A 25,983-nucleotide genomic window follows, 5' to 3' on the forward strand; every position below is an offset into this window, starting at 1 on the left:
AAAACTAAATTAAAACTAAATTAAAACTAAATTAAACCTAAATTAAACCTAAATTAAACCTAAATTAAATACTAATTATCAAATATGATCATTTTAATAATAATTTCATGATATTAATAATGGGAATAAAATATTTAAAAATCATATAACCAATAGATAAAATATTAAAAAATAATATATAATAGATAAATACTATAAATTATAAAATACCCTAAATGAGACAAATATTATAAATTAGATAAATACTCATTAATTTTAAAATTAGCTATTTCAAACGCTTTATTTAAAGAAATATTATGTTTAATAGCTATTTTTTTTATATCTTCAAATTCTGGCCTATAGGATATTATTTCATCCCCAGTAGCCCCTATTTTAAAATTTATGGGCTCGATTTGCCCATCAAAATCAATTTCTAAAGATATAAACCTTACATTAGCTACACCCCTATGAAGATCTTGAGAAACCCTAATACCTAATGTGCCAGTTTCTTTAAAAAGAACAGATACTAAGTTATCTGTATCCTCTTTCTTTGATATTACTTTAATAATGTTTCCCGGCCTATTTTTCTTCATTATAACAGGAATAATAACAACATCACGAGCTCCTTCATCCATTAATTTTTCAAAAAGATAACCAATGCTTTCACCAGATAAATGATCTATATTAGTTTCTATAACATCAATGCTTTGAGATTTTATACTTGATTTAGCTTTTATGAGTCTTAAAACATTGGGAAAATCAAAATCTTTCTTTCCAGCACCATATGAAACCTTATTCACTTTAATAGTTGGTTGAAAATCCCTAAATTCGTCACATAATTCAACATAAAGAGCAACCCCTGTTGGAGTAGCAATTTCAGTATTAACTGGGCCTCCAAACGAAGATATATTATTTTTACTTAGAATATCAAGAGTAACTGGTGCCGGAACAGGAATCCTACCATGAACAGATTCTATTGAACCTCCGCCAACAGCTATTGGAAGGCCTATAACTTTTTCATTTTTTTCATTAAATCCTAATTTGCAAAACCCAAAAACAGCACCAAAAACATCTGCAACTGCATCAGCAGCCCCTACTTCATGAAATTTAACATCTTCCAAAGTTTTCCCATGAATTTTTGATTCCGATATAGCTATTCTTTTAAAAACTTTTCTTGAAATATCAAATACATCATTTATTAAATTATTTCCAAAAACACTATTGTTTTTTTTAAGTTCAATTTCTTCAATTTCATTTAATTTAGATAATAATTCCTTGTAAGAAATAGAATGATTATTGTGAGATTTATTATTTATAGTTTCAACTTCTAAAAAGGTGGATTCAATTCCTGCTTTATTAACCTTTTTTATTCTAACATTAACTCCACCAAAATCAATAGCCATATATTCCATGACTGACTTCATCTCTTTAGGATTACATCCTAAGTCTATAAGTGCACCTCCAAGCATATTCCCTGCTATGCCAGAGTTTTGAGGATCTATTATAAGTACCATATTTTACCTTCTAAAGAGTTTATAAAGTGATTAAATAGTTAAATAATATAATTAATAATAGTAATATAATTAAATAATTAAATATAATTAATTATTCATAATATAAATAAAATTATTCAGATATTATCAACATATATTTCTAAAAAAATTTTTAAATCAATAAAATAAATATGTTAAACAACATAAATAATCTTATTGAATATGAGTAAAAAAATTGAATTAATATAAAATTATAATAATCATTTATATAATATATAAAATTTTAATATCAAATGAAATAATAATTATTAAATAAATTATTAAGCAGAAATATTAAGTAAAAATATTAAGTTAAGTAAAAATATTAAGTAAACTATTTTATTAAGTTTATAGCCCTATTAGTGATTATCATGAAAAATAGTAAAAGTAAATTTAAAACAAAAAGAAGAACTAGTGAAATTTTTAATGATATAACACTATATAGCGACTATGATTATTTTTACATGGAAAATCCAAACTATTTTTTAACATTTTCAGATGTAGCAGATCATGAAAATCAAATAAATAATGGGATCGATATTATAAAAAATATAATCATTTTATCTCCCAATTATGACATAAAAAACAATTTTGAAACATCTATCAAACATTTTGAGAATGAAAAGAAAATTGAAAGCAATTTAAATGATTATGGCAATTATAACACATATATTGCTCAACAATTCCCTATTGATCCATTCATTAATGAAAATAATGATGAAACTAAAAACAAAAAAAATGATATTATTCCTAATAATAATATAAACTATTTTTTAGAAAAAACAGATAAAATAAGCATAATTAATTTTATAAATAGTAATCTTAACTTGATAAAAATATCTGACAATTTACAAGTAGCTAAAGTAAAAAGGGATTCTAATTCAATTGAATTAAATTTAAGTCAAATAATATATATAGATGAGAGTTTAAATCTAAAAGAACTTATACAACTATATAAAATAGCGGTTGAAACAAAAATTAAATATTTTGACTATTTAAAATTACCAGAACATATCCAAGATGCTTTGAATAATAATGAATCATTGATTTTAGCTTGTAAATCTCCAATTAATTTTAAAAAAGGAAAAAAACAAAATTTAATGAAGTTAATTAATGAGAATGATAAACAAAAAGAGATTAGTACTAATGAAAATCTAGAAAATTTAGAAAATATTAAAAAAGAATTAGTAAATTCAATGGTTAAAAGTTGTAGTTTATCTTTAGAAAAAACAAATTTGTCATTTGGAATACTTGATTATATATTAGCTGAGGGAATTACTATTGATTTACTTGTAGATGCAGGAATGGAATTATGTGTAGGAATAGATGAAACACCAGAAAGAATTAAAGAATTGAGATTGAGACTTAAAAATCAGATCTTAAAATCTTTAGAAGATATAAATGTTATTGCACTTTTAATCTCAGCAATACGATGTGAAGAAGATTTTAAAACTAATAGAGTCCGGGAAGTAGATGTTAGTGATGATCCTGCTTATCTATATACTGATGAAGTATTGGGAATAGCTATAGCTAATCAAATAGCTGGAACAAAAGCAACATTCAATTTTAAACGTTATGATGAAGAAAAACCAGGAATATTGTCAAAATTAGGACCAATGGTAGATGATATATTTGCAGGACTTATAGCTGGTTGTATGTCCAAGATATTTGAAGAAGAATATTAAAATATCATCATATTAATTATGTTTATAACAATTTCATTCTAATTAATATTAATAATGACATTATCAACAATATTAATAATGATATTGAATAATGATATTAAATAATGATATTAATATTAATATTAGAAATAAAGAAATAATATAATATACATTATCAAAAACTTTTTAAAAAGGAATTTAAATGGCAGAAAAAGATAAAAAAAAAGATAACTATTTTTCTAATGAGAAATCATCAAAATTAAGATCAATTGGGGGCCTTTTGACCTTTTCAACAATATTACCAATACATATATATACAAACATTGAAGAAATGGCTAAGATGACATGGTTTTGGCCATTAATAGGGGCATTAGTAGGATTTATTGGATTAATTATTGGTTACTTTTTAAATATTCTAAATTTTCCAATTTTAGTTATTTCTGCTATTATCTATAGTTTTTTCATCTGGTTTAATGGATTCCACCACCTTGATGGACTTATAGATATTGGGGATGCATTGATGGTTCATGGCACCCCTGAAAAGAAAATATCTGTTATGAGAGATTCCATGATTGGAACTGGAGGAATAGCTTTATTTTTTATTGTTGGAATCTTAACTATCTTCTTTTTAAATTCAGTTCTTTCAATCGGATTTTTATTTTCCATATTAATATGTGAAATGTCTGCAAAAGTAGGTTTAGTTAGCTGTGCAATCTCTTCAAAATCAGGAAACGATGGGACAGGGAGATACTTCATAAAATCAATGACTATACCTAAATTTCTAATAACGCTGATTATTACCTTAACTATTGGTTATATGATAGGAGGAAATATAGGATTATTTGGAGTTGTTGGAGGAATATTTGGAGGAGCTTTAGTTAGTTTCATTGGAAGTAAAAATTTTAAAATAGCTACTGGTGATGTTTTAGGAGCTTCAAATGAAATTGGTAGGCTTTTTTCATTGTTTTTTATGTTAGTATTAATATCAATCTCTCAAATAAGAATATTTTAAAAAATATTCAAAATAACTTACAAAAAATAAATTGAAAAATAATATATAAAATAATTTTATTTAATATTGAATAATAACTTGTGATAATAATGAATATTAATGTTTTAAGATTAGACCATAGATCAAAAAGAGATGCTAGGATAACCACCCATGTTTGTTTAACATCAAGAGCATTTGGAGCTTCAAAAATATATTTAAGTGGAGAAGAAGATGAAAAGTTGATGAAGAATGTTGAAGATGTTGTAGAAAGATGGGGAGGCAATTTTCAAATTGAATATAAAAAAAGTTATATGAACCTTATTGAAGAATGGCAAAAAAATGGAGGAGAAGTTGTTCATTTAACAATGTATGGATCCCAGGTTCAAGAAGTTATAGGAGAAATAAGAGAATCTCCAAAAGATAAGTTAATTATCGTAGGAGGATCAAGAGTTCCTACTAAAGTATATAGAAAATCAAACTACAATGTTTCTGTTACAAAACAACCTCATTCTGAAGTTTCTTCACTTGCAGTTTTTCAACATATGTTAATGGATGGAAATGAATTTAACCTTGAATTTGATGATGCTGTTTTTGAAGTTATTCCAACAGCAGAAGGTAAAAGAGTTAATATACATGAAGAAAATAAATAATGGAAATATTAATAAGTCAATTAATAACTAAAAATTAATAAATAGACTCTCCATGAGCAATAGCTACTATTCCAGGGATATTTTTTACATTTAATTTAAAAATAGCCTCTATTCCTTCTTCTTCATAGGCAATTAGTTCTTTTGATATAATATGATTGGTTAATAAAGCAGCTACTGGAGGAGTTACAACAAAAATAGATTTTTCTTTAGCTAAGGACATTTTTGTTTTATCATTAAGAGCACCTTTCCCAATATGGATTTTTACCCCATTTTTAGCTAAAATTACCATTGATGATTCTATTTCCTCTTTATTACTTGTAGTGGGGGCTATTCCTGCACCACTAACAGCAGTATGCATAATAACACTACCTTCTAAATTAAAAGGAATTTTTCTTTCTAAATTATTGATTAAATTTTCTTTTAATTTAGGGAGAACTGCATCCCTTCCTGTGAAAATAGTTCCACTAATAAGTAATTTATCCCCTACTCTTAAATCATCAATATCCATATTAGATATAGGAGTTCTTAATCTTTTAATAACATTCATATTATCCAAATTATTTGTTATGTTTCTTTGATAAATCAACATACATGTATGCATTTGATTTACTCTCTTCTATTTCTTCAAAATTTAAACTCCTTACAACTCTGCCAGGTACTCCTAAAATTAAACTACCCTCTGGAAATTCTTTATCTTCTGTTACAACAGCACCTGCACCAACGATAGAATTTTTACCAATTTTTGCCCTATTTAAAATTGTTGCATTCATGCCAATTGTAACATTATCCCCAATTTCACATCCATGAACAACCGCACTGTGGCCAATAGAAACATTATTACCAATATAAGTAGTTGTTTTGGGAGGACTATGTATTACAGCATTATCTTGAACATTAGAATTTTTACCCAAAACAATTTTACCATGGTCTCCTCTTATAACTGCATTATACCAAACAGAAGAGTTTTCACCGATTTCAACATTTCCAATTACATGAGCTCCAGATAAGATTACAACAGTACTATCAATCATGAAAAAATTCCTATAAACATTTATAATAAAATATATAATAAAATTTGTAATAAAATCTATAATAAAATATATAATAAAATTTGTAATAAAATCTATAATAAAATCTATAATAAATCTATAATAAATCTATTAATTTATAAAAATTTAAATTTTTTCATTTGATATAAAAATTTTTATTTTTATAAATTTAAAAATTAATTTTTTAAAATAATAAATTTCTATCAAAATAATGTAATAAAATAAAAAATAATGAAAAATTAAAATAAAAAATTAATATAAAAATAAAAATATTAAAAGCAAAAATTGAAAAATTAATATAAAAATAAAAATATTAAAAATAAAAATTAAAAACAATTCAATTTAATGAAAATAACAAATAATAATAATAATAATAATAATAATAATAATATAAATAGAAACTATAATATTCCTATCTTATATTCAAACTACTTTTAATTTCACGAATACTTGTTAAAAAGTCAATTAAATGAGTGTATTTTATATGTCCCATCAAAACAATTCTAATTGCTTTTGGATAAGATGAAACCGATACCATCCATCCTCTTTCCTCTAACATGTTAGCTAAATCATCGGTTGGAATTTTTGGATGAGTGAATGCAACAATATTTAATTCAGGATCAACTATCAACTCAAAATCCTCTTTGAATAAAGCATCAGCTAAAAATTCAGTGTTAATCATACATTCATTAGCATTTTTAGCATAACCTTCTCTACCCATATGTTGCATAATAGCCCAGGTAGCCGCAGCTGGTGCGCCAAGACGAGTCCCTACAATAGTAGACTGTTCTTTAGAAGTTAAATATGGTGATTTAACCGCCATAACATCCAAATATTTTTTTTCTCTGAAAAGTATACATCCAGAAGGAATAGGAGCAAGACCCATTTTATGAGGATCAACAGTTATAGAAGAAACACCCTCAAGAGAAAAATCAAATTTGGGCATTTTATATCCAAAATCTTCTAAAAAAGGAATAGAAAATCCCCCAAATGCTGCATCTACATGAAAATAAATATTATTATCAAAAGCTAACTTAGATAATTCCTCTATAGGATCTATAACACCAAGTTCAGTAGTTCCAGCTATTCCCACAATAGCAATAGTATTCTTAGAAATATTATCCCTAACAGAATTTACATCAACATGATAATTTTCATCCAAATCTGCTTCAATGAGTTTTAAATTAAGTAAATCGGCAGCTTTCTTAAATGAAAAGTGAGCAGAACGAGGGACAATAATCTCTGGAGTAGAATAACCACTTTCACTATAAATATTTCCAATATCTTTCTCTTTTCTAGCCATATTACGAGCAGCACGTATAGCCATTAAATTAGCCTCAGTTCCACCAGTAACAACATTACCAAAAGGTTTCTCAAGTGATAAGAAAGAACCAATATCATTTATAACTTCTTCCTCAAGAAATTGAGTTCCTTTAAAAAGGCCAGGATCTCCAAGATTAGCATCTAAGAAATCATGAAAAACTTTTTTAGCTAATGGATCAGCACGAGTACACATTGACCCCAAAATTCTTCCATCAGAATATTCTAAATCCTTATTTTTAAATTTAGATAATTCTTCTAATATTTTTTCTTTTTCTAATGGTTCTTGATTCATCTGAATACCCTTTAGATATTAATCATGAAATAATTTTAAAATAATTTTATTAAGCAAATAATAAAGTAATCTCATTAATTAAATAATAAAATAATCTCATTAAACAAATAATATAATAATCTCATTGAGCAAATATTAAAATAAACTCAATAATTCAAATAATAAACTAATTTCATTAAACAATTAATAAATGTATTAGATATTGATATAAATAAATGTATTACATTACAATATAATTTATAAATAAATTATAAACAAAAGCAATTATAAATCAGTGAATTATATATAAAAAATCAAATCAATTAAAAAATAAATATAAATAATTATCAAATAGCTAAAAAAAAATAAATATAGATAACTATCAAATAATTAAAAAAGTAAAAAACCAAAATAAGATTTATTCAAATCTTATTTTTTTTGTTTTCTTGCTGCATCTAATATTAATTTCTGTTCGGATCTAGCTACAGTGTGTCTAACATCGCCTACAGCATCAGTATTAGCTGAAACACTATTTATTCCAAGTTCAACAAGTTTTTCAACAATATGTGGCTTACTACCTGCCTGGCCACAAATACTAGATGTAACTCCTGCCTCATTACATTTTCTAATAGTTCTTTCAATTAGTTTTAAAATTGCAGGATGTTCTTCATTATAATTTTTAGCTACTAATTCATTATTTCTGTCAACTGCAAGAGTATATTGAGTAAGGTCGTTTGTTCCAAGACTAGCAAAATCAATTCCAATATCAATAAATTCTTCAATAATTAAAGCAGCAGCAGGTGTTTCTACCATTATACCAAAATCAATGTCTTTATGAGGCCTAAGTCCAACTTCTTCAGCTATCTTCTTAGCTTTAATAAGTTCATCAGGACTTTGTGATAATGGAATCATAACTCCAATATTAGTGTAACCTTGTTCATAAAGTTTTTTAATTGCTTTAAACTCTGCTTTAAGTATTTCTGGTTCATCAAGTTCTCTTCTAATTCCTCTCCATCCAAGCATTGGATTATGTTCATGAGGCTCTTCTTCTCCACCTTCAAGAGTCTGGAATTCATCAGTAGGAGCATCTAAAGTTCTATACCATACTGGTTTAGGATAAAAAACATCCACAACTTTTAAAATATTTTCCATTAATATTTTTACAAGTTCATCTTCTCTATTATCTTGAATAAATTTGTTTGGATGTACACCAGCAGTTAACATCATATGTTCAGTTCTTAAAAGACCTACACCATCAGCACCAGTTGCAAAAGCTTTTTTAGCTGCTTCTGGCATGCTAACATTAGCTTTAACTTCTGTGACTGTGATAATTGGTGCAGCTGACTGAGCAACTACAGATTCATCTTGTTTATTCTCTTCAGATATTTGGAATTCTCCTTCAAAAACAAGCCCTTTTTTACCATCAATAGTTACTTTATTATTTTCTTTTAGAATTTCAGTAGCATTTCCAGTTCCAACAACACAAGGGATTCCAAGTTCACGAGATATAATTGCTGCATGGCAAGTTATTCCTCCCTCATCAGTAATTATCCCATTAGATCTTTTCATAGCAGGAACCATATCAGGAGTAGTCATTGTAGTGACCATGATGTCACCATTTTTAATTTTATCAAGCTCATCAATTTTTTTAATGATTTTTACAGTTCCAGCAGCCATTCCGGGACTTGCACCAAGACCTCTTACAATTACTTCCCTGTTTTCAATATCGGATTCTTCCTTTTCATTAGAAGAAGATTCATCTAAAGTAGTAATTGGTCTAGATTGTAACATGAAAAGAGTATTATCATAAAAAGCCCATTCAGTATCTTGAGGAGCCCCATAATGTTTTTGGATTCTTTTACCCATTTCGGTTAACTCAACAAGTTCTGCTTCAGATAAAACTCTTTTATTTCTTAATTCCTCTGGTACATCAACCTGTTTTGTTTCCCCATTAGGTAATTTTTCAAACATGACTTTTTTATCTGCTATATTAAAATTTAATATTTCATTAGATTTTTTATCAACATAATAAGTATCAGGTGTTACAGAACCTGAAACAACAGCTTCTCCAAGACCCCAAGAACCTTCAATAAGAGCAACATCCTCACCAGTAGAAGGATTAACAGTAAACATTACTCCGGCTTTTTCAGATTCCACCATCTCTTGAACAACTACTGCAATATAAACTTTTGAATGCTCAAAATTATTTTCTTCACGATAAAATATCGCCCTAGCTTCAAAAAGAGATGCCCAACATTTCCTAACGTAATCAATTACAGACTCTGAACCGTAGATATTTAGGAAAGTATCCTGTTGTCCAGCAAATGAAGCTTCAGGTAAATCTTCAGCTGTTGCAGATGACCTAATAGCTACAAGAACATCTTCAACACCAACTTTCTGACAAAGAGCATTATAAGCTTCAATGATAAGTGCAGATATATCTTCAGGGATAGGGGCATCAATAATGATTTCTTTAATTTTTTTAGCAGATTTTTGAAGTTCTTTAGTATTGTTAATGTCAATACCATTTAATATATCCATGATATTGTCAAATATCCCAGTATCATTCATAAATTTATTATAAGTTTCTGCAGTGACTATAAATCCTGGAGGTACTGGTATTCCTGCTTGGGTTAACTCACCTAAATTAGCCCCTTTACCTCCAGCAATTCCAACATCATCCTTACTTATACTTTCAAACTTTTCAACATACATATTTTTCGTCCTTGTTGAGTTTTAAACCTTTTAATAATAATTTTAGCAATTAATATCTTTAAGAATTCTTTTAATACCTTAAAAGCTTCGTTTTTTATAAAGCCAAAATTTCCATGATTTTAAGCAGATAAAAAAACTACTTTACAAAATTTATTAATTTGCAAAATTTTGTAATTTTGAATATATGAAATTTATTAATATGGAATATGAATACTAAATGTAATATATGAATTCATAATACTAAACAAATACCTGATAAGTACTAATAAATATATGAATAAATGATAAACAAATTCTTTTAATGCATGAAAATGCACTATAATAGAATATTAATTAGTTAAAGAGAAATATTATTTAAATAAAGCCAAAGCTTATTTAAATAAAGTTTAAGTTTATTTAACTAATTCTTCACCTTTATCTACTACAATTCTACAACTTACAGGTAATTTCATTGCAGCTCTTCTTAAAGATTCTTTAGCATCATTAAAGTTTTTCTTATTAGTGTCAATATATATAACTTTTTGATTCTTTTTCACAATAGCTTCTGAGCTTATAGATTTACCAAAAGATTTTCTCATACCATTCTGTACCCTATCTGCACCTGCACCAGTTGCCATTGGATTTTCCCTAACAATTTGGTGTGGGAAAACTCTAATCTTCAAATGATAACCCATTCTTCCAGCTTTCCTTTGCATAAATCTGTTAGAAGCAATACGTGCTGCTTCGAGAGCATTATGACTAATATGTGTAGGGTTTTTTACAGCTAAACTTACTCTTACAGGAAATTCATCAGTTAAATTTCCCATATCAAATTGAACTACCTTAGAACCAGGAATTTTTCTTATATATTCTCTTCTTGTATAAGCACGAACCATTAATAGTCCTCCATAATAAAATTGAATTAAATATAAATGTGTTTCTATCAATAGATTAATAAATTATCTATTATATCAAATGGACATTAATAACAATTTTTAATGGCAAAATATGTTAATTATAACGACCTTGTCCAATAATATAAAATTTAAAATTTGGAATTTAATATTAAAACTATAATATTTGACTAAATATTTATTATTTTAAATTTGATATACATAATTAGATAGAATAAAATTATTTATTTTTATAACTATTAATAAATGTTACTATATCATAACCAAATTTAGTATTTTAATTCTTAAAATAATTATATCCATTCAAAAAATAATAATTTTATTTAATATTAATTAGCTATTTTTATGTTAATAAATTTATGAAAAAATGAATTTATAAAAAATATTAATTGAAAATTTAGCTGAAAAATATTTATTTTATTGAATATGAGTTTAAAAATATGATAAAAATTTTATATCAACTTTATATCAATCCTAAACAAATAATATCCCAAAATTGCAACCATTATTTTCATAATTCATATATCCTCATAAAATCAATCTTATACTATCAATATTATATAATTTAATAATAAGTATAATCATTATCTATAAAAATCAAACAATTAGTGAATTATAATATCGAACATTTATTAATATTGAAATTTTTAATAATTATAATATTATAAATAGCCATTTTATTAACGTTTATCTTAAACAGCTATGTTAATAATATTTATTATTACTACTATTTATATGCATTATTTTGATAATAAGTTTTAGTAATTAATTTTTCATTATTACTTTTTATAGTTAAACTTCCATATTTGATTTTTTTAATTATATTTTTTGATTAGATTTTATTTATTGATTTTATTATTAATTTGAATAATAGAATATATACTAAGTCAAATATTAGTTAGAATTAACATAACAATAACAATTAATTACTAAAAAATACAAATTTAATAATATATTTTAATAATAATCTAGAGATATTTATTAGAAGATAATAGTAAAAAATTAGTAAAAATTATGATTAAATAAAAGAGGGAAAAAATGAAGATAGCTATTACCGGGAAAGGAGGTGTTGGAAAAACAACAATATCAAGTACTTTAGCCTGTATATTATCAGAAAAGCATTCAGTGTTTGCTATTGATGCAGACCCAGATATGAATTTGGCTTCAAGTTTAGGAATAAAAGATAAAATAGAACCCATATTCTCCATGCGAGATTTAATTAAAGAAAGGACAGGTGCAGAAAGTGGATCTTCTTTTGGAGAAGTCTTTAAGATGAATCCTAAAATAACAGACCTTCCTGAAAAGTTATCTTACGATTATAAGAAAGATGGATCATTAAAACTAATGGTAATGGGAACTATTGAAAAAGGCGGTGATGGATGTGTATGTCCTTCAGCAGTACTTCTTAAAGCATTAATGAGAAATATAATTGTTAAAAAAGAAGAAGTAGTCATATTAGACATGGAAGCAGGAATTGAACATCTTGGAAGAAAAACCGCAGAATCTGTCGATACAATGATAGTTGTCGTTGAACCAGGATTGAAATCTATAGAGACCGCAGCCAGAATTAAAAAATTAGCAGCAGATATTGGAATTAAAAAAATAGTTGCAATTTTAAATAAATGTTCTTCCTTAAAACAAAAAAAATTTGTTGAAAAGAAACTCTTATCAATAGATATTGATTTAATAGGATCAATTCCAATGGATGATGATGTTATAGCATCAGATATGGAAGGAAAGCCACTTATGAGTTATGGAAATTCAGTTGCATTAAATTCTCTCAAAGAGATTGCATCTAAATTGGAAATTTTATTAAAATAATTATTAAAATAAAAAATAATTAAAAAAATAGTCTTATACTATAAATATTATACTATAAATATTATAATATTATATAATTATGATTAATTATTCTAAACTTAGTTCATTATTATTTATATATAGATAAAGATATATATTAATAAAAACAAAAATTATTATATAATAATATATTTTAATGATAGTATAATTAATAATATTACAAATTGTTAAAGTATATATTATTATGAATTTTAAAAACTGCTAATTTTTAAATACTGATTTTATATTTAGATGTTTGATAAAATGAAAATAGATGCCAAAATTGAGATAGAATATAAAAATTCCAAAGATGCAAACATATCCCTAAAATCCTTAGATGTTGAAAATAAAGGTTATGTTGAATCTGAAAAGGAAGAAAATATTCTTACTTTTAAATTAAAATCCAAATCACTCTCTAATTTCTTAGCTACAGCAGATGATTTAATATTTTCTGAGATATTAGTCGAAAAGATAATTGAATCGGCATCGAGTAATTAAATCAATCATATTATTATCAAGTACTCCATATTTCTACTAAAATTCAAAAAGGTATTTCTATTTAAAGAGAAAAAATATTTTTATATTTTTTATTAAAGAGAAAAAATATATCTATTTTTATGACATTAATAATAATGAAAATAAATCCTAAAATAACTAATAAAATGATAAATAGTAGTAATAATAGTAAATAATGTTAATTATGGTAATTTATTAAATATACAAAAATACTTAACTAAACACCTAAAAATATTATTCTAACAGAGTATTCTTAAAAGATAATTATTTAATTTATAAGAAATTTATAAGGTTAATGATTATTTAAATCTATTTAATGTTAATTTTAATAAAATAATAAAATTATATTGATATTTATACTAAAATATAATTAAAATAAAGCATATTAAAATAAATTATACTAAATAAAATCATAATAAGAATTAGATAGAAGATATATTAAAAATTAAAAGAATATATCCAAATAATTTATTATTAATATAATATTCTAAATAATATTCTAAAATAGAATTATATTCTAAAATAAAACTTTTCAAATAATATCAAATAAAATAAATATTACTGGTGAAATTATGAAATTTCTACTTAAAGGGACAATAACATTTAATAAAAATGCTGAAGATGCTGAAGAGGATATTGCAAAGTTTGTTGAAGAAGCAAACAAAGACATATTACTTAAAGGTGTTAAAGAGGGCCATGAAAATGAAGGAGCCAAAATAACAGATTGGAATATTGAAGGGAATGAACTAAAACTTGAAATAAAATCTGGAAGTAAAGTAAGATCCCATGATGGATTACTTAGAATAAAAAAACCATTAACACAATTACTTGGTAAAAAATATCATTTAGGAGTCAGAAAAATTCATATTGACACATATCAAGTGACTATTCCTACGGGGGAAGGAGAATATGAAATTAATCACCAATTAGTTAAAGAGCTTCCTCAGATAGAAGATTTTCAAATTAAAGATAATTATGTTATAGTCACTATAAAAGATATGAATGAATCTGAAATTAGAAAACAAGGCATAAATAGAGTTATAAAACATATAAGCACGAAAAAAGAAGAAATTAAAGAAGAAAATGATGAAAATGTAGCTGAAAGTAGGCAAATGGCTTCTGGAGACCCTTCTGAAAATTTAGAAGAAAAAGATCTTACATTTACAGTTACAAAAACCACACCTGGAAAAATAATTGCTCGTAGCCCCGAATTTGAAAATTATTTCGAAGGAGATGTCACTGAGAAAGCTATTGAATTAGGTTGGATAAAGACATTTCCTGGAAGAGGTCAGTGGTTTTATGGACCTCAGATGACAGCACTCCAAAGAGCTTTTGAAAAAGTTTTAATCGATGATATAATTGAAAAACTTGGATTCGATGAATGTTTATTTCCAAAATTGATTCCTATTCCTACAATGGACAAAATGAGATATTTAGATGGACTTCCTGAGGGTATGTATTATTGTAGTGCACCTAAACGTGACCCAGAAGTATTTAACAAATTTAAAAATGAATTAGCTATTAATAGAGAAGTCCCAATGGATCTTCTTAAAAGTGGACTAAAAGATCCTGCTTATGTTTTAGCTGCAGCACAATGCGAACCATTCTATGAATTTCTATCCCATGAAGTTATAGATGAAAAAGATCTTCCAATAAAATTTTATGATAAAAGTGGTTGGACATATAGATGGGAATCTGGAGGAGCTAAAGGAATTGATAGAGTTCACGAATTTCAACGTATAGAGTTAGTATGGATAGATAAACCTAAACAAACAAATGAAATTAGAGACGCAACTCTGGAATTATCTCATGAATTAGCCACTAAACTTGAACTTGAGTGGTATACTGAAATTGGAGATGATCCTTTTTATCTTGAAGGAAGAAAAGTTGAAAGTAGAGGGATTGAATTTCCCGATGTTCCAAAATATGAAATGAGATTAAAAGTTCCAGGTCAAGAAAAAGGAGTAGCTGTTGTTTCTGCTAATGTTCATGGAACCCACTTTACAGAAGGTTTTTCTATTAGAGAAGCACATAAACACACACTTTGGACAGGTTGTACTGGATTAGGTCTGACACGCTGGTTATTTGGATTTTTAGCACAAAAAGGATTTGATGAAAATAATTGGCCAGAAATGATTAGAACTCAATACAAAAAAACCAAAATTCCAAAAATATTAACATGGCCGCAATCCAAAGAATAGAAATATTTAATAATTTATTTATAAAAATACTATTTTTTCACTAATTTTTAAAAAAATAAAATGAAAAATTAGATTAAATAATACCAATATCATCAGTTTATAAATAAAAATTAATATTAAATGAAATAGAATATTATTATTAAAAATAGTTGGAAAACATTAAATATAAATAATAAATAGAACAATTATAATATATTAATTTAAAAATTAGTAAATATTTTAGTATTTATTATAATTTCTGAAGTATTATTTTCAATAGTTAGAAAGTATTATTTTTAATATTTAGATTATAGTTTAATATTATATGTATTAAAAATACTTAATGAAATATAATTTTAGAGAAAAATTATATTTTATAATATAAACTAAAATTTAAAATTTCATCGAAATCAACAAGGGTAGAAACCATGAGTTGTGAAAAACATCCCAATAGAAATTCTGTAGCTAACTGTCAATTCTGTGGGAAAGAATTATGTGAAGAATGTGCCATAAATATTGCTGGAAAAAATTATTGTGAAGATTGTATGAGTGAGCTTGTAGGTCCAGAATTAGCGAGTATAGCTAGTAATAAACATGATGATGGACATCGTGAGCAAAAAAATGCAATTAATAGTGAAAATAATCAAATTCCTGCTGAACAAGACCCTTATCAGACAGAAAAAATCAGAAATCCTACAGAAGAAAAGAATTTTGCAGATGAAGACTACTTAAACAATTCCCCAACACAGCAAAATCCAGAAGGTTCTAATGAAAATTATGATGACCTCTATGGTGATGATAGATTTTATAATGATACTCGTGAAAATAAGGATCATATAACTCCTGATAAAAAAATCGAAGATAAATATGAGAAATATTTAGATGACCTTTACTATGATGAAAAACCTCAAAAAACAAATATACGCGAAAATGATCAAATAGGGATAGAAAGAGAACTGTCTTTGAGTGATCAACTAGCTATGGATGAAGCAAAACATGGTTCAATTACTAAAGAACCATTTATCCAAGAAAAACCTACTAACAAACAAAATGAATTTGAAGATTATGGTAACCAAAATAAAAGTGTTCCAATAATGGAAAATTTAAGGAATGAAAATTCAAATATTCAGCAAAATAAAAATAATGATGAATATACTCCTGCCTCACTTCATAGAAAAAATATACATTATAAAAAACAGGAAAAAAAACCATTTACATCAACAGAAACAGTTTTAACTGCAATATTGATATTATTAATAATATTTGTTGTAATTTATGTAGTATATTTATTAACACTACATAGTCAATATCCAAATATTTTAGATGCTATAAATTCATTATTTTAGTTAAAATATTTTTTAATATTTTTTAATTTTTTTATTATATTTATTTTCATATTAATTTAATTTTATTTCTAGATTTTACTAATTAACATTAAATATTATTTTTTAAATATATACTTAATTAATTTTTAAATATAGATTTTTTATTTTTATATTAGATTATATAGTTTAAACTTATTATAATTGAAAAATTAGTTAATATGCTGAAAAATAGAAATAAATACAAACAATCAATGAATTAAATATGTAATAATTATTTAAACATGAAAAATATATTAAAAAAATCCATTCAAAAAAAAAAAGTATATTAAAAAAAGTTAAATGAAAAATCCCTATTAAAAATAAAATTAAGCAAATAATAGAATAAATAGAAAATGAAAAATGAATAATTTATTAATTATTTTCTTCACTTTCATTATTTTCATCAGAAGAGTTATCCTCTGCTTCTTCTACTTTCTTTTCAAATGCATCTACAAATTCTACTTTTTCAAAGTCCATATTGTCCCAAATATCTTTGGATATTCTGAATCTTGCAAAAGTAACATCCATGTAAGATTTTTGATCAAATCTAGTAATTTCATCTAGTTTTATACTAACTTTATCCCCATCAATTTTGATTTCAGTTTTATCAAGATCCATATTCGGATAGGAATAATGAAGTTGAATCATACTTTTGATTTTTTCTTCATCATCTTCAATTATGTCAGAGATTACAATACTGTACTCGAGATTTTTACCAGCTAAGTCATGGTTGAAGTCTACTTTAACTCTTCCACCACTAACAGTTAAAACTCTCCCTTTATGGCCTTCGGAAGTTAATTCCATACCAACATGAGGAGTCATACCCTGTTTTTTGAATTCCTTCATAGGAATTAATTGAATTAGATTAGAATCTCTTTCTCCGAAACCATCTTTAGGAGAAACTTCAATTTCTTTTGATTCTCCAACATCTAAACCAATAACAGCTTCATCAATAGCTTTTAATAAATGATTACCTCCAACAACAATAGGTATTGGACCATATTCTTTATTTTCTACTAAAATTCCTGATTCTTTAGCTATTTCTTCGTTAGTAGTATCAAAAACATCTCCAGTTTCTTTAATTTTACCAGTAAATTCTAATTTAATAAAATCGCCATTTTTTATTGCCATAATTCGATTCTCCTATTATTTTCATTAATTTTTTCTTTAAACTCTTCTAAAACATTCTCATTTTTGTAATCTAGAACTCTAATTTTAGAAGGATAGTTATCAATATAATCATAAATTATATCCTTATTTATTTTAGTTTCTAATACACTTAAAACCCTATGGTTAAAGTGACTAGAAAATCCATATGAGATGCAATTTTGAACTTCTTCAATTGACTCGAAATCTTTATCTTCTCTAAAATTAACTATTTTTTTAGCTGTTTTATCATCAATAAGATTTAAACTTACTAATTCAGTAAAAGAAAGCTTATTCACTGAATCAATAATTGAATCAAAATCTCTAGACATATTTAAAGGAGCCCTATTATTTTTTATCTCCTCATCTAATATATCTATTGTGGAAGATGGCATCATATTATTTACATTTGAAAAGTCTCCTTTCATAGTAGCTTCACGAATTAAAGTCCCGCTTACTCCTTCAATACGTTTTACAAAAATAAATTTATCTTTAAAATCAAAATTTATCCTTTTCAACGATTTTGAAAGAGATGTTATAACATAATTATCTTCTTCAAGCTTGCCTTCATAAAGAACTTCCCTTTTGTCCATATCCATAATTTGATATGGTCTTGGAGCAACAGAATGTCCTAATTTTATCCTATCTAAAATAATATCATAACCTTCAAAAGGTCGATACCCCCTAGGGATAAAATCAGCACCTAAAGCTTTGAAAGTTTTAGCTAAACAGAGAGAATATTGACCAGACCCCATTATTCCCATAGGAGGACCTTCAACAACTATATCTGCACCAGCAGCTATAGCTGTTTTTGCTCTTGCTTCCCTTGTCATGATAAAAGGTAGTCCCCTACCACTTCTTTCAAATAGCCCAGGTACAACAGCTACAAACAAATTGTTAGGAATTTTTTCTTTAGCTACATTCATACAATGGTAATGACCATTATGAAGAGGATTATATTCTGTAAAATCAGCAATCAGACTTTTTTTAGAATTGCCAACATCTTCCAATTCCTCATTTTTATTTGACAATCCAATAGAATCATTATAATCTTTATAAAAAATATCCATATCTCTTTTAATTATCTTTTTTACAAAATCATCTAATGTTCCTAATTCATCTGAGTGCATACTTATATTTTTATTTTTTTAGTTATAACTATTTTACTAATTAATTATTATATAACAAAAAATAGTTCAAAAATGAATATTATTTATGATATTATTAAAGAATTATAAAATAAAAAATAATATAAAAATAATATAAAAATAATGTAAAAATAAAATAAGAATATTAAAAGTATTAATAAAAAAGTAAAAAGTTAAAATGAAAGTGAAAAATTTATAAAAATAAAAATAATAAAAAATAGTTCCAAAAATAATAAAAAGGAAGATTAAAGATAAAAATATAAATTATTAAAACGAAATATTAATATAAATTATTAAAATAATTAGTAGAATAAATAGAATAAATATAAGAAAAACATACACAAAACAGATAATTATTGGTTATATTTCAAATATATCTTTAATATTTTTTAAAAAATTTAATAGAATATTTTAAAAGCTAATTAATATATTTTAAAAGCTAATTTTATAAATTAAAATAATTATTATAAAAAATAATTAGGAAAAGTCAAAATGAATGATTTAGTAATTAAAAATTCTAAGTTAATAGAGAAATCTGGAAATCATTATATAGGTATAAAAGATGGGAAAATATCTGAAATATCAAAACAGCCCATAAATGGTGAAGAAGAGATTGATATAAGTGGAAAAATTCTTCTTCCAGGATTAATTGATCCACATGTTCATTTTAGAGACCCAGGATTAACATATAAAGAAAATTTTAAAAGTGGCAGTTTAGCTGCGGCTCATGGTGGATTTACAACAGTATTGGATATGCCAAATACTATTCCTCCAACAAATACTGCTAAAGCATTTAAAGAAAAGAAAAAAATAGGTGAAAATAAAAGCATTATTAATTTTGGACTTCATGGAGGATTAAGTAGTATAGAGGAAATAAAAAAAATATCTAAACTAAATCCTGCATCATTCAAAATATTTATGGATTTATATGAAAATTTTGAAATTGAAAAAATGTTTGAAAATCTTTCTTTTAATATTAAATCAAAAAACATACCTATAACCTTACACTGTGAAGATAAAAAGACCATAATAGAAAATACAGATAGAATTAAAAAGTTAGGGCGTTCTAGTGAAAATAATGCAATAGATTATAGCTATGCAAGAGATTCTAAGTCAGAACTTATTTCAGTCAAATATGCAATAGGATTAGCCCATAAATACAATTTATCTCTACATATTTGTCATTTAAGCACCATAAATGCACTAAATTATCTAAAATCAATTAAAAATTTAAAAATAGGAATTACAACTGAAATAACCCCTCATCACTTACTTTTAGACAATAGTTATTTTAATACATTGCGAAATATTGTTAAAACTAATCCTCCTTTAAGACCAAAAGGAGAAAATTTAACAATTGAATCATTGAACTCGATTGATATGATTGGTACTGATCATGCCCCACATTCTTTAGATGAAAAACAAAAAGGAGTTTGGGATTCAAACCCGGGAATTCCAAATTTAGAAACTACACTCCCACTTATATTGACTGAAGTAAATAAAGGAAATATTGATTTGAAAATGATTCCTAAATTAATGTCAGAAAACCCTGCAAAGCGATTCAATATTCCAAATAAAGGAAAAATAATTAAAAATTATGATGCTGACCTAATAGTAGTTGACCTCAAAAAAGAAGGAAGGCTAAATATGGACAATTTCTATACAAAAGCAAAATATAGTCCTTTTGAAGATTTTTATTATAAAGGAATAGCTACTATGACAATTTGTAATGGTAAAATTATTATGAATGATAATGAATTTTTAGGTGTAAATTCAGAATATAAAAATATAACTAAATATGTTTATGATTAAAAATTAATAAAGTTTTGAGATTAATAAAGTTTTAAAATTAATAGAAAATTAAAATTATATATAGTTTAAAATTAATATCATTTTTAGAATCAATAGAGGTTTAAATCATGTGTGAATCTAATATTTATAATAGTAATGGAGAATTAATAATGGAAGATGTTATGGTTGTTGATATTGAAGATACAAAAATAACCATGACGGATATACTAAATGAAAAAAAAATTATCTATGGGAAATTTATCAGATTAGAGCTAGAAGAACATAAACTAATTATAGATGAAATTTAAAAAAGATAAAAATTGAATTATAATTCAAAAATTAAAAGCTGAAAATTAAAAGCTGAAAATTAAAAGCTGAAAATTAAAAGTTGAAAATTATGTTAGAAACAGTTACAAGCTATTTACAATCTTTTTTTATTGAATATGGTGCAATTGGAGTATTTCTTGGAAGCATAATTGAAGAGATAATCGCCCCAATACCTTCAACAATAATTATATTAGGAAGTAGTTTTTTTATATTAGAAGGACAAATAATTGGATTAACTTCCATTACAAATCTTTTCTTGAATGTCGCACTTCCCGCAGCTTTGGGAATGACAATAGGATCACTATTCATATATGGTATTTGTTATTATATTGGCAAACCATTCATAGTTAAATGGGGAAAATATTTAGCTATTAACTGGGAAGATATTGAAAAAACAGATGAAAAATTCCAAAAACAAACAAAAGACGAAATTATTCTCTATGGTGTAAGAGCTATACCAGTTATCCCTAGTGTAGCTATTAGTGCATTCTGTGGAGTTATTCGGTATGATCTTAAAAAGTATATTATCATAACATTTCTAGGAGGATTAACAAGAGCCACTATTCTTGGATTTTTAGGATGGCAATTTGGAAATGTATATAAAAATATAGCAAATCAAATATCATTTTTAGAAGAAATAGTTGTAATAGCTATATTTGTTGGCATAATAGGATATATATTATATAAAAAAAATCAGAATAATGATAATGAGAAATAATAAATATATAATCTGTTTTTATTAAATACCTGGAAAAAATAAGTAATTATAATTCTATTAAGAATAAACTAAATATTATTTTTATAAAATATATGCTAAAAAATAAAAATGTTATTTTATAAATAGGCTAAAAAATAAGCTAAATATTATTTTTATAAATAGGCTAAAAAATGAGCTAAATATTATTTTTGTAAATTAAACTAATAAATATATTAAAAAAAAAATTAGATGGATTAACCATCTAATATATTAAAAATATTTTGTTTTCTTGTTTATTTAAATTCCATTGCATCTTTAGGACATGCTTCGATACATTGTTCACATAAAGTACAGAAACCAACGAGAGGTAAATTACCTTCATCCTTAAGTTTCAACATATCATATGGACAAACATCGATACAATCTCCACATTGATTACATTTAGATGGATTGAAAACAATTCTATTTCTTTCAACAATTTCCCCATTAGCTACTTTATCAATAGGTGCTAAAGTTAAAGCCCCTTCAGGACATTTTGCGGCACATGCACCACATCTAACACACATATTGAATGATGGTTCTTTGTTTGTTTGTTCTTCACCAGGAATTTGTACACCGTCTTTCCTAACTACACGAATAGCTTCAGAAGGACAAGAAACAGCACAAGCACCTAAGAAATCACATTTTTCAGAATTATTGACAACTCCTTCCTCATTTGCAGGTTTTGCATCTCCCCATTCGACGTCTAAGCTAATAGCATCAACTGGACAGAGTTTTTCACATAAACTGCAAGCAGCACAAATATCTGGAAGGTCTACGGTTAAATTGGATTTAGCTTCAATGAAGTCACCAGGACAAGCATCAACACAAGTATTACAACCAATACAAGTATCTTCACTTAAAGTAAAGGACTTGATTTCTTTTGAACGTTTTACTGGTCTTTTCTTTGATATAAATACTGCATCCCATGGGCAAGTTTGAGAACAAACTCCACATTTAATACAAGTATCTTCATCAATAACTATTTCTCCACCAACTTCTGGAAGTGTAATAGCATCAACAGGGCATTCAGGAACACAAGTTCCACAGCCAACACAATCTTTAATAAAGATAGGTTCAGTGATTTCTATTTCACGAGTTTTAGGTTCTTTAATTCCTGGAATTCCAATTACTTCAACTGGACAGATGTTTACACATTTTTGACACATTACACAGAAACCTTGTAAATTCAAAGCACCTTCACAATCACAGATTTTTAATGTTTGAGGAGGGCATATTTCTACACAATCTCCACATTCATTACATTTAACTGGATTGAAAACAATTCTTGCTTGGGTGTCTCCATTCTCATTAATGAGTAATTCATCCACAGTGAGTGCACCTTGTGGGCAAGTTTCAACACATTTAGGTTCTCCACCACAGATATCACAGTAGACGACTTTTTGATCTTCTAATTCGATAGCTGCAGATGGGCATGTTCCTTCACATGCTCCACACTTGATGCAGTCTTCTTGATTGACTACGATCATATGTTACACCCCTTAGATTTTGTTAATTAAATTGCCTTCACTATCATAAACTTCTATAGTAGCTAATCTCATTTGGCTATCCATTGAGTGAGTAGCACAAGATAAACATGGGTCGTAAGCTCTGATAACCATTTCCATTAAGTTGAAAATACTATCATCGACTTCAACGCCAGGTTTGATGTAGTCTTTAGCTACTTTTTGAATACCCATTTCCATTGCTGGATTATTTTGGATGGTTGCAACAACAATATTAACATTGGTCATTAAACCATCATCATCAGTTTTATAATGGTGTATTAAAGTTCCACGAGGAGCTTCTACAATACCTGCACCTTCACCAGCTACTCTTTCAATTGCATCTGGGAATTTTTTACCAGATAAGTCGCCTTCTAAGTGTGCAGCTGCACATTCAGCAGAAGCTAATAACTCGATTAATCTTGCCCAGTGGAAGAGTAATGGTGCTTGACCATATCCAAATTTATCATGGAACTCTTTAAATCTATCTTGAGCAAGAGGTGCAGCATCAGGCATTTTATCTGCTACATTAATTCTTGATAATGGAGCTACTCTATAAATACCATCAGGATAACCTAATTCTTTGATATAAGGGAATTTTAACCAAGAGTATGGTTTTACATGTTCAGCAACAACATCTAAGTATCCGAGGTTGTTGTATTCATATTCTGTTTTAGAACCATCTTTACTTTTGATTCTAACATCACCGTTGTAAACATCCCATACACCATCATTAGTTAAACCACAGTGTCTAGTGTCGCCGAAATTACCTAAAGAATTAACTAAATCTATTTTTTCTTCAAATATAGGAGTAGCTAAGTCTAAAGTTGCTTGAGCTAATTCAACATTTTGTTGTGCTTTAGCAAGTAAATCTTTTTGAGTTTCAGCATCTAATTCAGTGGATATTCCACCAGGAGTTGAAGAAGTTGGGTGAATTGGTCTTCCACCAACAGCTTTAACAATATCTAGACCATTTTTCCTCATTTGAATAGCTTGTAATGCTACATCAGGCATATCTTTAATAATTTGGAAAACATTCCTTGTTTTTCTGTTTCCATCAGGAATAACTAAATCAGGAGCTGCTAAAAAATAAAAGTGCAATGCATGAGAATGCATAAATGAACCCCAGTTCATTAATTCTCTCATTTTGTAAGCAGCAGGTAATATATCATTATCTTCAAATCCATAACATTGATCAGCAGCTTTTGCAGCAGCTAAGTGGTGTTGTACATCACAAATACCACAAATTCTAGGAACAATCCTTGGAGCTTCTTCAACAGGACGTCCTTGCATGAATTTTTCAAATCCTCTAAATTCCATTACATGTAATTTTGTATCTTGTACGTTTCCTGCATCGTCGAGTTGGACAGTGATTTTTGCATGTCCTTCAATACGGGTTACAGGTTCCATAGTAAGTTTTACCATTTATTTTCCCCCATTTTGCATTTTTGCAGGTATTAAAGCAGCTGGTAAAGTGTAGGTATAGAAAGTACCAACAATATCATCTAATTGATCAGCCACTTGTTCTGGGTCAATAGTTTTATCTTCTTCTACCCCATAATCAGATGCAATAGCACTAATCATTTTAGCACCTTGATCTTTTACTTTAGCAGTAGGACCATAACAACCTCTACATTGGATAGCTATGGATGGGCATTCTGCACCACATAAGGATACAGTAGCTGGCCCCATACAGATTAAACCTTGAGGTATTAAACATAAATCATCTTCAGGTTTTCCAACTTCAAATTGTCTTTTAATGAAATCCATAGATAAACCTTCAGGTGGTTTTTCTCTTGGACATACTTCACAAAGATTAGTTGTAGGTAATTCAACAGATTCTCCTTTTAATAAAGATACAACCGCTTCAGCTACAACATCAGATCTTGGAGGACAACCTGGTACAATTAAGTCTATATCGATTGCTTCTCCTAAAGGTCTAACTCTACTTTCTAATGCTGGAACATCTTCATTAGGAATAATTCCCTCTTCATTTACAGTACTTGGGGAATTAATGTATGCTTCTTGTTCTAAATCTTCTACAGTATGTAAATTACCAAGTCCAGGTATTCCACCATAAACCGCGCAAGTTCCATAACTTATAACAAATTTAGCTTTTTCCCTTAATTCTTCAGCTAATTCTCTGTTTTCTTCATTACGAATTCCACCTTCAATAATTAATACATCTAATTCAGGGACTTCATCATATTTAGTATCCATTAAAACAGGTGAAAATTCGAAATCAGCTAATTCTAAAACATCTAATAAAGATTCGTGAAAATCAGCAATAGATAAGTGACATCCAGAGCAACCTCCAAGCCACATAGTTCCTATTTTTGCTTTTTCTGCCATTTTATTTCCTCC

22 protein-coding genes are annotated in these 25,983 nt (G+C 26.7%); 10 read left to right on the top strand and 12 right to left on the bottom strand.

Annotated features, from left to right (window positions below; translation table 11 throughout):
* Positions 1-227: 227 nt before the first annotated feature.
* Entirely contained in the window at positions 228-1,493 is a 1,266-nt protein-coding gene (larC, locus tag Q0087_RS04950) for a nickel pincer cofactor biosynthesis protein LarC (RefSeq protein ID WP_297898569.1), read from the bottom strand.
* A 389-nt stretch (positions 1,494-1,882) separates the two neighbouring features.
* Between larC and Q0087_RS04955 the strand changes: the two genes are divergently transcribed.
* The 3 genes from Q0087_RS04955 to Q0087_RS04965 all read left to right on the top strand — a co-directional run bounded on the left by Q0087_RS04955 (position 1,883) and on the right by Q0087_RS04965 (position 4,816).
* Complete coding sequence (locus tag Q0087_RS04955; protein WP_297898570.1) at positions 1,883-3,196, top strand: phosphatidylglycerophosphatase A; 1,314 nt, start codon at positions 1,883-1,885, stop codon at positions 3,194-3,196.
* Positions 3,197-3,377: 181 nt separating this feature from the next.
* Positions 3,378-4,187: an adenosylcobinamide-GDP ribazoletransferase gene (gene cobS / locus Q0087_RS04960; RefSeq protein ID WP_297898571.1), complete on the top strand. Its 810-nt coding sequence runs from the start codon at positions 3,378-3,380 to the stop codon at positions 4,185-4,187.
* Positions 4,188-4,273: 86 nt separating this feature from the next.
* Complete coding sequence (locus Q0087_RS04965) at positions 4,274-4,816, top strand: tRNA (cytidine(56)-2'-O)-methyltransferase (RefSeq protein ID WP_297898664.1); 543 nt, start codon at positions 4,274-4,276, stop codon at positions 4,814-4,816.
* Positions 4,817-4,850: 34 nt separating this feature from the next.
* Here the strand turns inward: Q0087_RS04965 and Q0087_RS04970 are convergent, their stop codons facing one another.
* The 6 genes from Q0087_RS04970 to Q0087_RS04995 all read right to left on the bottom strand — a co-directional run bounded on the left by Q0087_RS04970 (position 4,851) and on the right by Q0087_RS04995 (position 12,275).
* Positions 4,851-5,354, bottom strand: a complete 504-nt coding sequence (locus tag Q0087_RS04970; RefSeq protein WP_297898665.1) for a fumarate hydratase C-terminal domain-containing protein — start codon at positions 5,352-5,354, stop codon at positions 4,851-4,853.
* 19 nt (positions 5,355-5,373) lie between these two features.
* Entirely contained in the window at positions 5,374-5,847 is a 474-nt protein-coding gene (locus Q0087_RS04975) for a gamma carbonic anhydrase family protein (RefSeq protein WP_297898572.1), read from the bottom strand.
* Positions 5,848-6,277: 430 nt separating this feature from the next.
* A complete protein-coding gene (gene mfnA, locus Q0087_RS04980; RefSeq protein WP_297898573.1) occupies positions 6,278-7,480 on the bottom strand; it encodes a tyrosine decarboxylase MfnA in 1,203 nt (400 codons plus the stop codon).
* A 408-nt stretch (positions 7,481-7,888) separates the two neighbouring features.
* Entirely contained in the window at positions 7,889-10,174 is a 2,286-nt protein-coding gene (gene ppsA / locus Q0087_RS04985) for a phosphoenolpyruvate synthase (RefSeq protein ID WP_297898574.1), read from the bottom strand.
* A gap of 392 nt (positions 10,175-10,566) precedes the next feature.
* Positions 10,567-11,049, bottom strand: coding sequence for a 50S ribosomal protein L16 (rplJ, locus tag Q0087_RS04990; protein ID WP_297898575.1), 483 nt, complete (start codon positions 11,047-11,049; stop codon positions 10,567-10,569).
* Positions 11,050-12,035: 986 nt separating this feature from the next.
* Complete coding sequence (locus tag Q0087_RS04995; RefSeq protein ID WP_297898669.1) at positions 12,036-12,275, bottom strand: hypothetical protein; 240 nt, start codon at positions 12,273-12,275, stop codon at positions 12,036-12,038.
* Between Q0087_RS04995 and Q0087_RS05000 the strand changes: the two genes are divergently transcribed.
* The 4 genes from Q0087_RS05000 (at position 12,172) to Q0087_RS05015 (ending at position 16,948) form a co-directional block, all read left to right on the top strand.
* Positions 12,172-12,888 carry a carbon monoxide dehydrogenase gene (locus tag Q0087_RS05000; RefSeq protein ID WP_297898666.1) on the top strand — a complete coding sequence of 239 codons (717 nt, stop codon included), beginning with the start codon at positions 12,172-12,174 and terminating at the stop codon, positions 12,886-12,888. The genes Q0087_RS04995 and Q0087_RS05000 overlap by 104 nt on opposite strands.
* 282 nt (positions 12,889-13,170) lie before the next feature.
* Positions 13,171-13,404 (top strand): KEOPS complex subunit Pcc1, encoded by a 234-nt coding sequence (locus Q0087_RS05005; protein WP_297898576.1) that lies wholly within the window; start codon positions 13,171-13,173, stop codon positions 13,402-13,404.
* A 590-nt stretch (positions 13,405-13,994) separates the two neighbouring features.
* Positions 13,995-15,623 carry a serine--tRNA ligase gene (gene serS, locus Q0087_RS05010; RefSeq protein ID WP_297898577.1) on the top strand — a complete coding sequence of 543 codons (1,629 nt, stop codon included), beginning with the start codon at positions 13,995-13,997 and terminating at the stop codon, positions 15,621-15,623.
* 407 nt (positions 15,624-16,030) lie between these two features.
* On the top strand, positions 16,031-16,948 hold the full coding sequence (locus Q0087_RS05015; RefSeq protein ID WP_297898578.1) for a hypothetical protein: 918 nt from the start codon (positions 16,031-16,033) through the stop codon (positions 16,946-16,948).
* Positions 16,949-17,338: 390 nt separating this feature from the next.
* Here the strand turns inward: Q0087_RS05015 and Q0087_RS05020 are convergent, their stop codons facing one another.
* Both Q0087_RS05020 and Q0087_RS05025 read right to left on the bottom strand, forming a co-directional pair.
* The gene (locus Q0087_RS05020; RefSeq protein WP_297898579.1) at positions 17,339-18,097 is read right to left on the bottom strand and encodes a peptidylprolyl isomerase; all 759 of its coding nucleotides are present in this window, start codon (positions 18,095-18,097) and stop codon (positions 17,339-17,341) included.
* Positions 18,088-19,242 carry a nucleotidyltransferase family protein gene (locus tag Q0087_RS05025; protein WP_297898580.1) on the bottom strand — a complete coding sequence of 385 codons (1,155 nt, stop codon included), beginning with the start codon at positions 19,240-19,242 and terminating at the stop codon, positions 18,088-18,090. Before Q0087_RS05025 ends, Q0087_RS05020 begins: the two co-directional genes overlap by 10 nt.
* Before the next feature lie 510 nt (positions 19,243-19,752).
* On the opposite strand from Q0087_RS05025, the gene Q0087_RS05030 reads away from it, so the two are divergent.
* The 3 genes from Q0087_RS05030 to Q0087_RS05040 all read left to right on the top strand — a co-directional run bounded on the left by Q0087_RS05030 (position 19,753) and on the right by Q0087_RS05040 (position 22,096).
* Positions 19,753-21,072: a dihydroorotase family protein gene (locus Q0087_RS05030; RefSeq protein ID WP_297898581.1), complete on the top strand. Its 1,320-nt coding sequence runs from the start codon at positions 19,753-19,755 to the stop codon at positions 21,070-21,072.
* A 107-nt stretch (positions 21,073-21,179) separates the two neighbouring features.
* Positions 21,180-21,359 (top strand): CooT family nickel-binding protein, encoded by a 180-nt coding sequence (locus Q0087_RS05035; protein WP_297898582.1) that lies wholly within the window; start codon positions 21,180-21,182, stop codon positions 21,357-21,359.
* 89 nt (positions 21,360-21,448) lie between these two features.
* Positions 21,449-22,096, top strand: coding sequence for a DedA family protein (locus Q0087_RS05040; RefSeq protein WP_297898583.1), 648 nt, complete (start codon positions 21,449-21,451; stop codon positions 22,094-22,096).
* Positions 22,097-22,368: 272 nt separating this feature from the next.
* Here the strand turns inward: Q0087_RS05040 and Q0087_RS05045 are convergent, their stop codons facing one another.
* From Q0087_RS05045 to mvhG, 3 genes are read right to left on the bottom strand one after another with little or no spacing between them, the layout of a single operon-like run.
* Positions 22,369-23,604, bottom strand: a complete 1,236-nt coding sequence (locus Q0087_RS05045) for a 4Fe-4S binding protein (protein WP_297898584.1) — start codon at positions 23,602-23,604, stop codon at positions 22,369-22,371.
* 12 nt (positions 23,605-23,616) lie between these two features.
* Positions 23,617-25,044: a Ni/Fe hydrogenase subunit alpha gene (locus Q0087_RS05050; protein ID WP_297898585.1), complete on the bottom strand. Its 1,428-nt coding sequence runs from the start codon at positions 25,042-25,044 to the stop codon at positions 23,617-23,619.
* Entirely contained in the window at positions 25,045-25,971 is a 927-nt protein-coding gene (gene mvhG, locus Q0087_RS05055) for a F420-non-reducing hydrogenase subunit MvhG (protein ID WP_297898586.1), read from the bottom strand. It lies immediately after the preceding gene.
* Positions 25,972-25,983: the final 12 nt, after the last annotated feature.

It is taken from the genome of uncultured Methanobrevibacter sp., from assembly GCF_937881195.1.
Lineage (GTDB): Archaea > Methanobacteriota > Methanobacteria > Methanobacteriales > Methanobacteriaceae > Methanobinarius.

What these genes read in the sequence shown, in the direction of transcription:
- larC (WP_297898569.1), bottom strand. Translation starts at nt 1,493, where the DNA reads ATGGTACTTATAATAGATCCTCAAAACTCTGGCATAGCAGGGAATATG.
- Q0087_RS04955 (WP_297898570.1), top strand. Translation starts at nt 1,883, where the DNA reads ATGAAAAATAGTAAAAGTAAATTTAAAACAAAAAGAAGAACTAGTGAA.
- cobS (WP_297898571.1), top strand. Translation starts at nt 3,378, where the DNA reads ATGGCAGAAAAAGATAAAAAAAAAGATAACTATTTTTCTAATGAGAAA.
- Q0087_RS04975 (WP_297898572.1), bottom strand. Translation starts at nt 5,847, where the DNA reads ATGATTGATAGTACTGTTGTAATCTTATCTGGAGCTCATGTAATTGGA.
- mfnA (WP_297898573.1), bottom strand. Translation starts at nt 7,480, where the DNA reads ATGAATCAAGAACCATTAGAAAAAGAAAAAATATTAGAAGAATTATCT.
- ppsA (WP_297898574.1), bottom strand. Translation starts at nt 10,174, where the DNA reads ATGTATGTTGAAAAGTTTGAAAGTATAAGTAAGGATGATGTTGGAATT.
- rplJ (WP_297898575.1), bottom strand. Translation starts at nt 11,049, where the DNA reads ATGGTTCGTGCTTATACAAGAAGAGAATATATAAGAAAAATTCCTGGT.
- Q0087_RS04995 (WP_297898669.1), bottom strand. Translation starts at nt 12,275, where the DNA reads ATGGAGAATATGGGTTCTATTTTATCTTTTATTCCTAAACTTGAAGCC.
- Q0087_RS05005 (WP_297898576.1), top strand. Translation starts at nt 13,171, where the DNA reads ATGAAAATAGATGCCAAAATTGAGATAGAATATAAAAATTCCAAAGAT.
- serS (WP_297898577.1), top strand. Translation starts at nt 13,995, where the DNA reads ATGAAATTTCTACTTAAAGGGACAATAACATTTAATAAAAATGCTGAA.
- Q0087_RS05015 (WP_297898578.1), top strand. Translation starts at nt 16,031, where the DNA reads ATGAGTTGTGAAAAACATCCCAATAGAAATTCTGTAGCTAACTGTCAA.
- Q0087_RS05020 (WP_297898579.1), bottom strand. Translation starts at nt 18,097, where the DNA reads ATGGCAATAAAAAATGGCGATTTTATTAAATTAGAATTTACTGGTAAA.
- Q0087_RS05025 (WP_297898580.1), bottom strand. Translation starts at nt 19,242, where the DNA reads ATGCACTCAGATGAATTAGGAACATTAGATGATTTTGTAAAAAAGATA.
- Q0087_RS05030 (WP_297898581.1), top strand. Translation starts at nt 19,753, where the DNA reads ATGAATGATTTAGTAATTAAAAATTCTAAGTTAATAGAGAAATCTGGA.
- Q0087_RS05035 (WP_297898582.1), top strand. Translation starts at nt 21,180, where the DNA reads ATGTGTGAATCTAATATTTATAATAGTAATGGAGAATTAATAATGGAA.
- Q0087_RS05040 (WP_297898583.1), top strand. Translation starts at nt 21,449, where the DNA reads ATGTTAGAAACAGTTACAAGCTATTTACAATCTTTTTTTATTGAATAT.
- Q0087_RS05045 (WP_297898584.1), bottom strand. Translation starts at nt 23,604, where the DNA reads ATGATCGTAGTCAATCAAGAAGACTGCATCAAGTGTGGAGCATGTGAA.
- Q0087_RS05050 (WP_297898585.1), bottom strand. Translation starts at nt 25,044, where the DNA reads ATGGTAAAACTTACTATGGAACCTGTAACCCGTATTGAAGGACATGCA.
- mvhG (WP_297898586.1), bottom strand. Translation starts at nt 25,971, where the DNA reads ATGGCAGAAAAAGCAAAAATAGGAACTATGTGGCTTGGAGGTTGCTCT.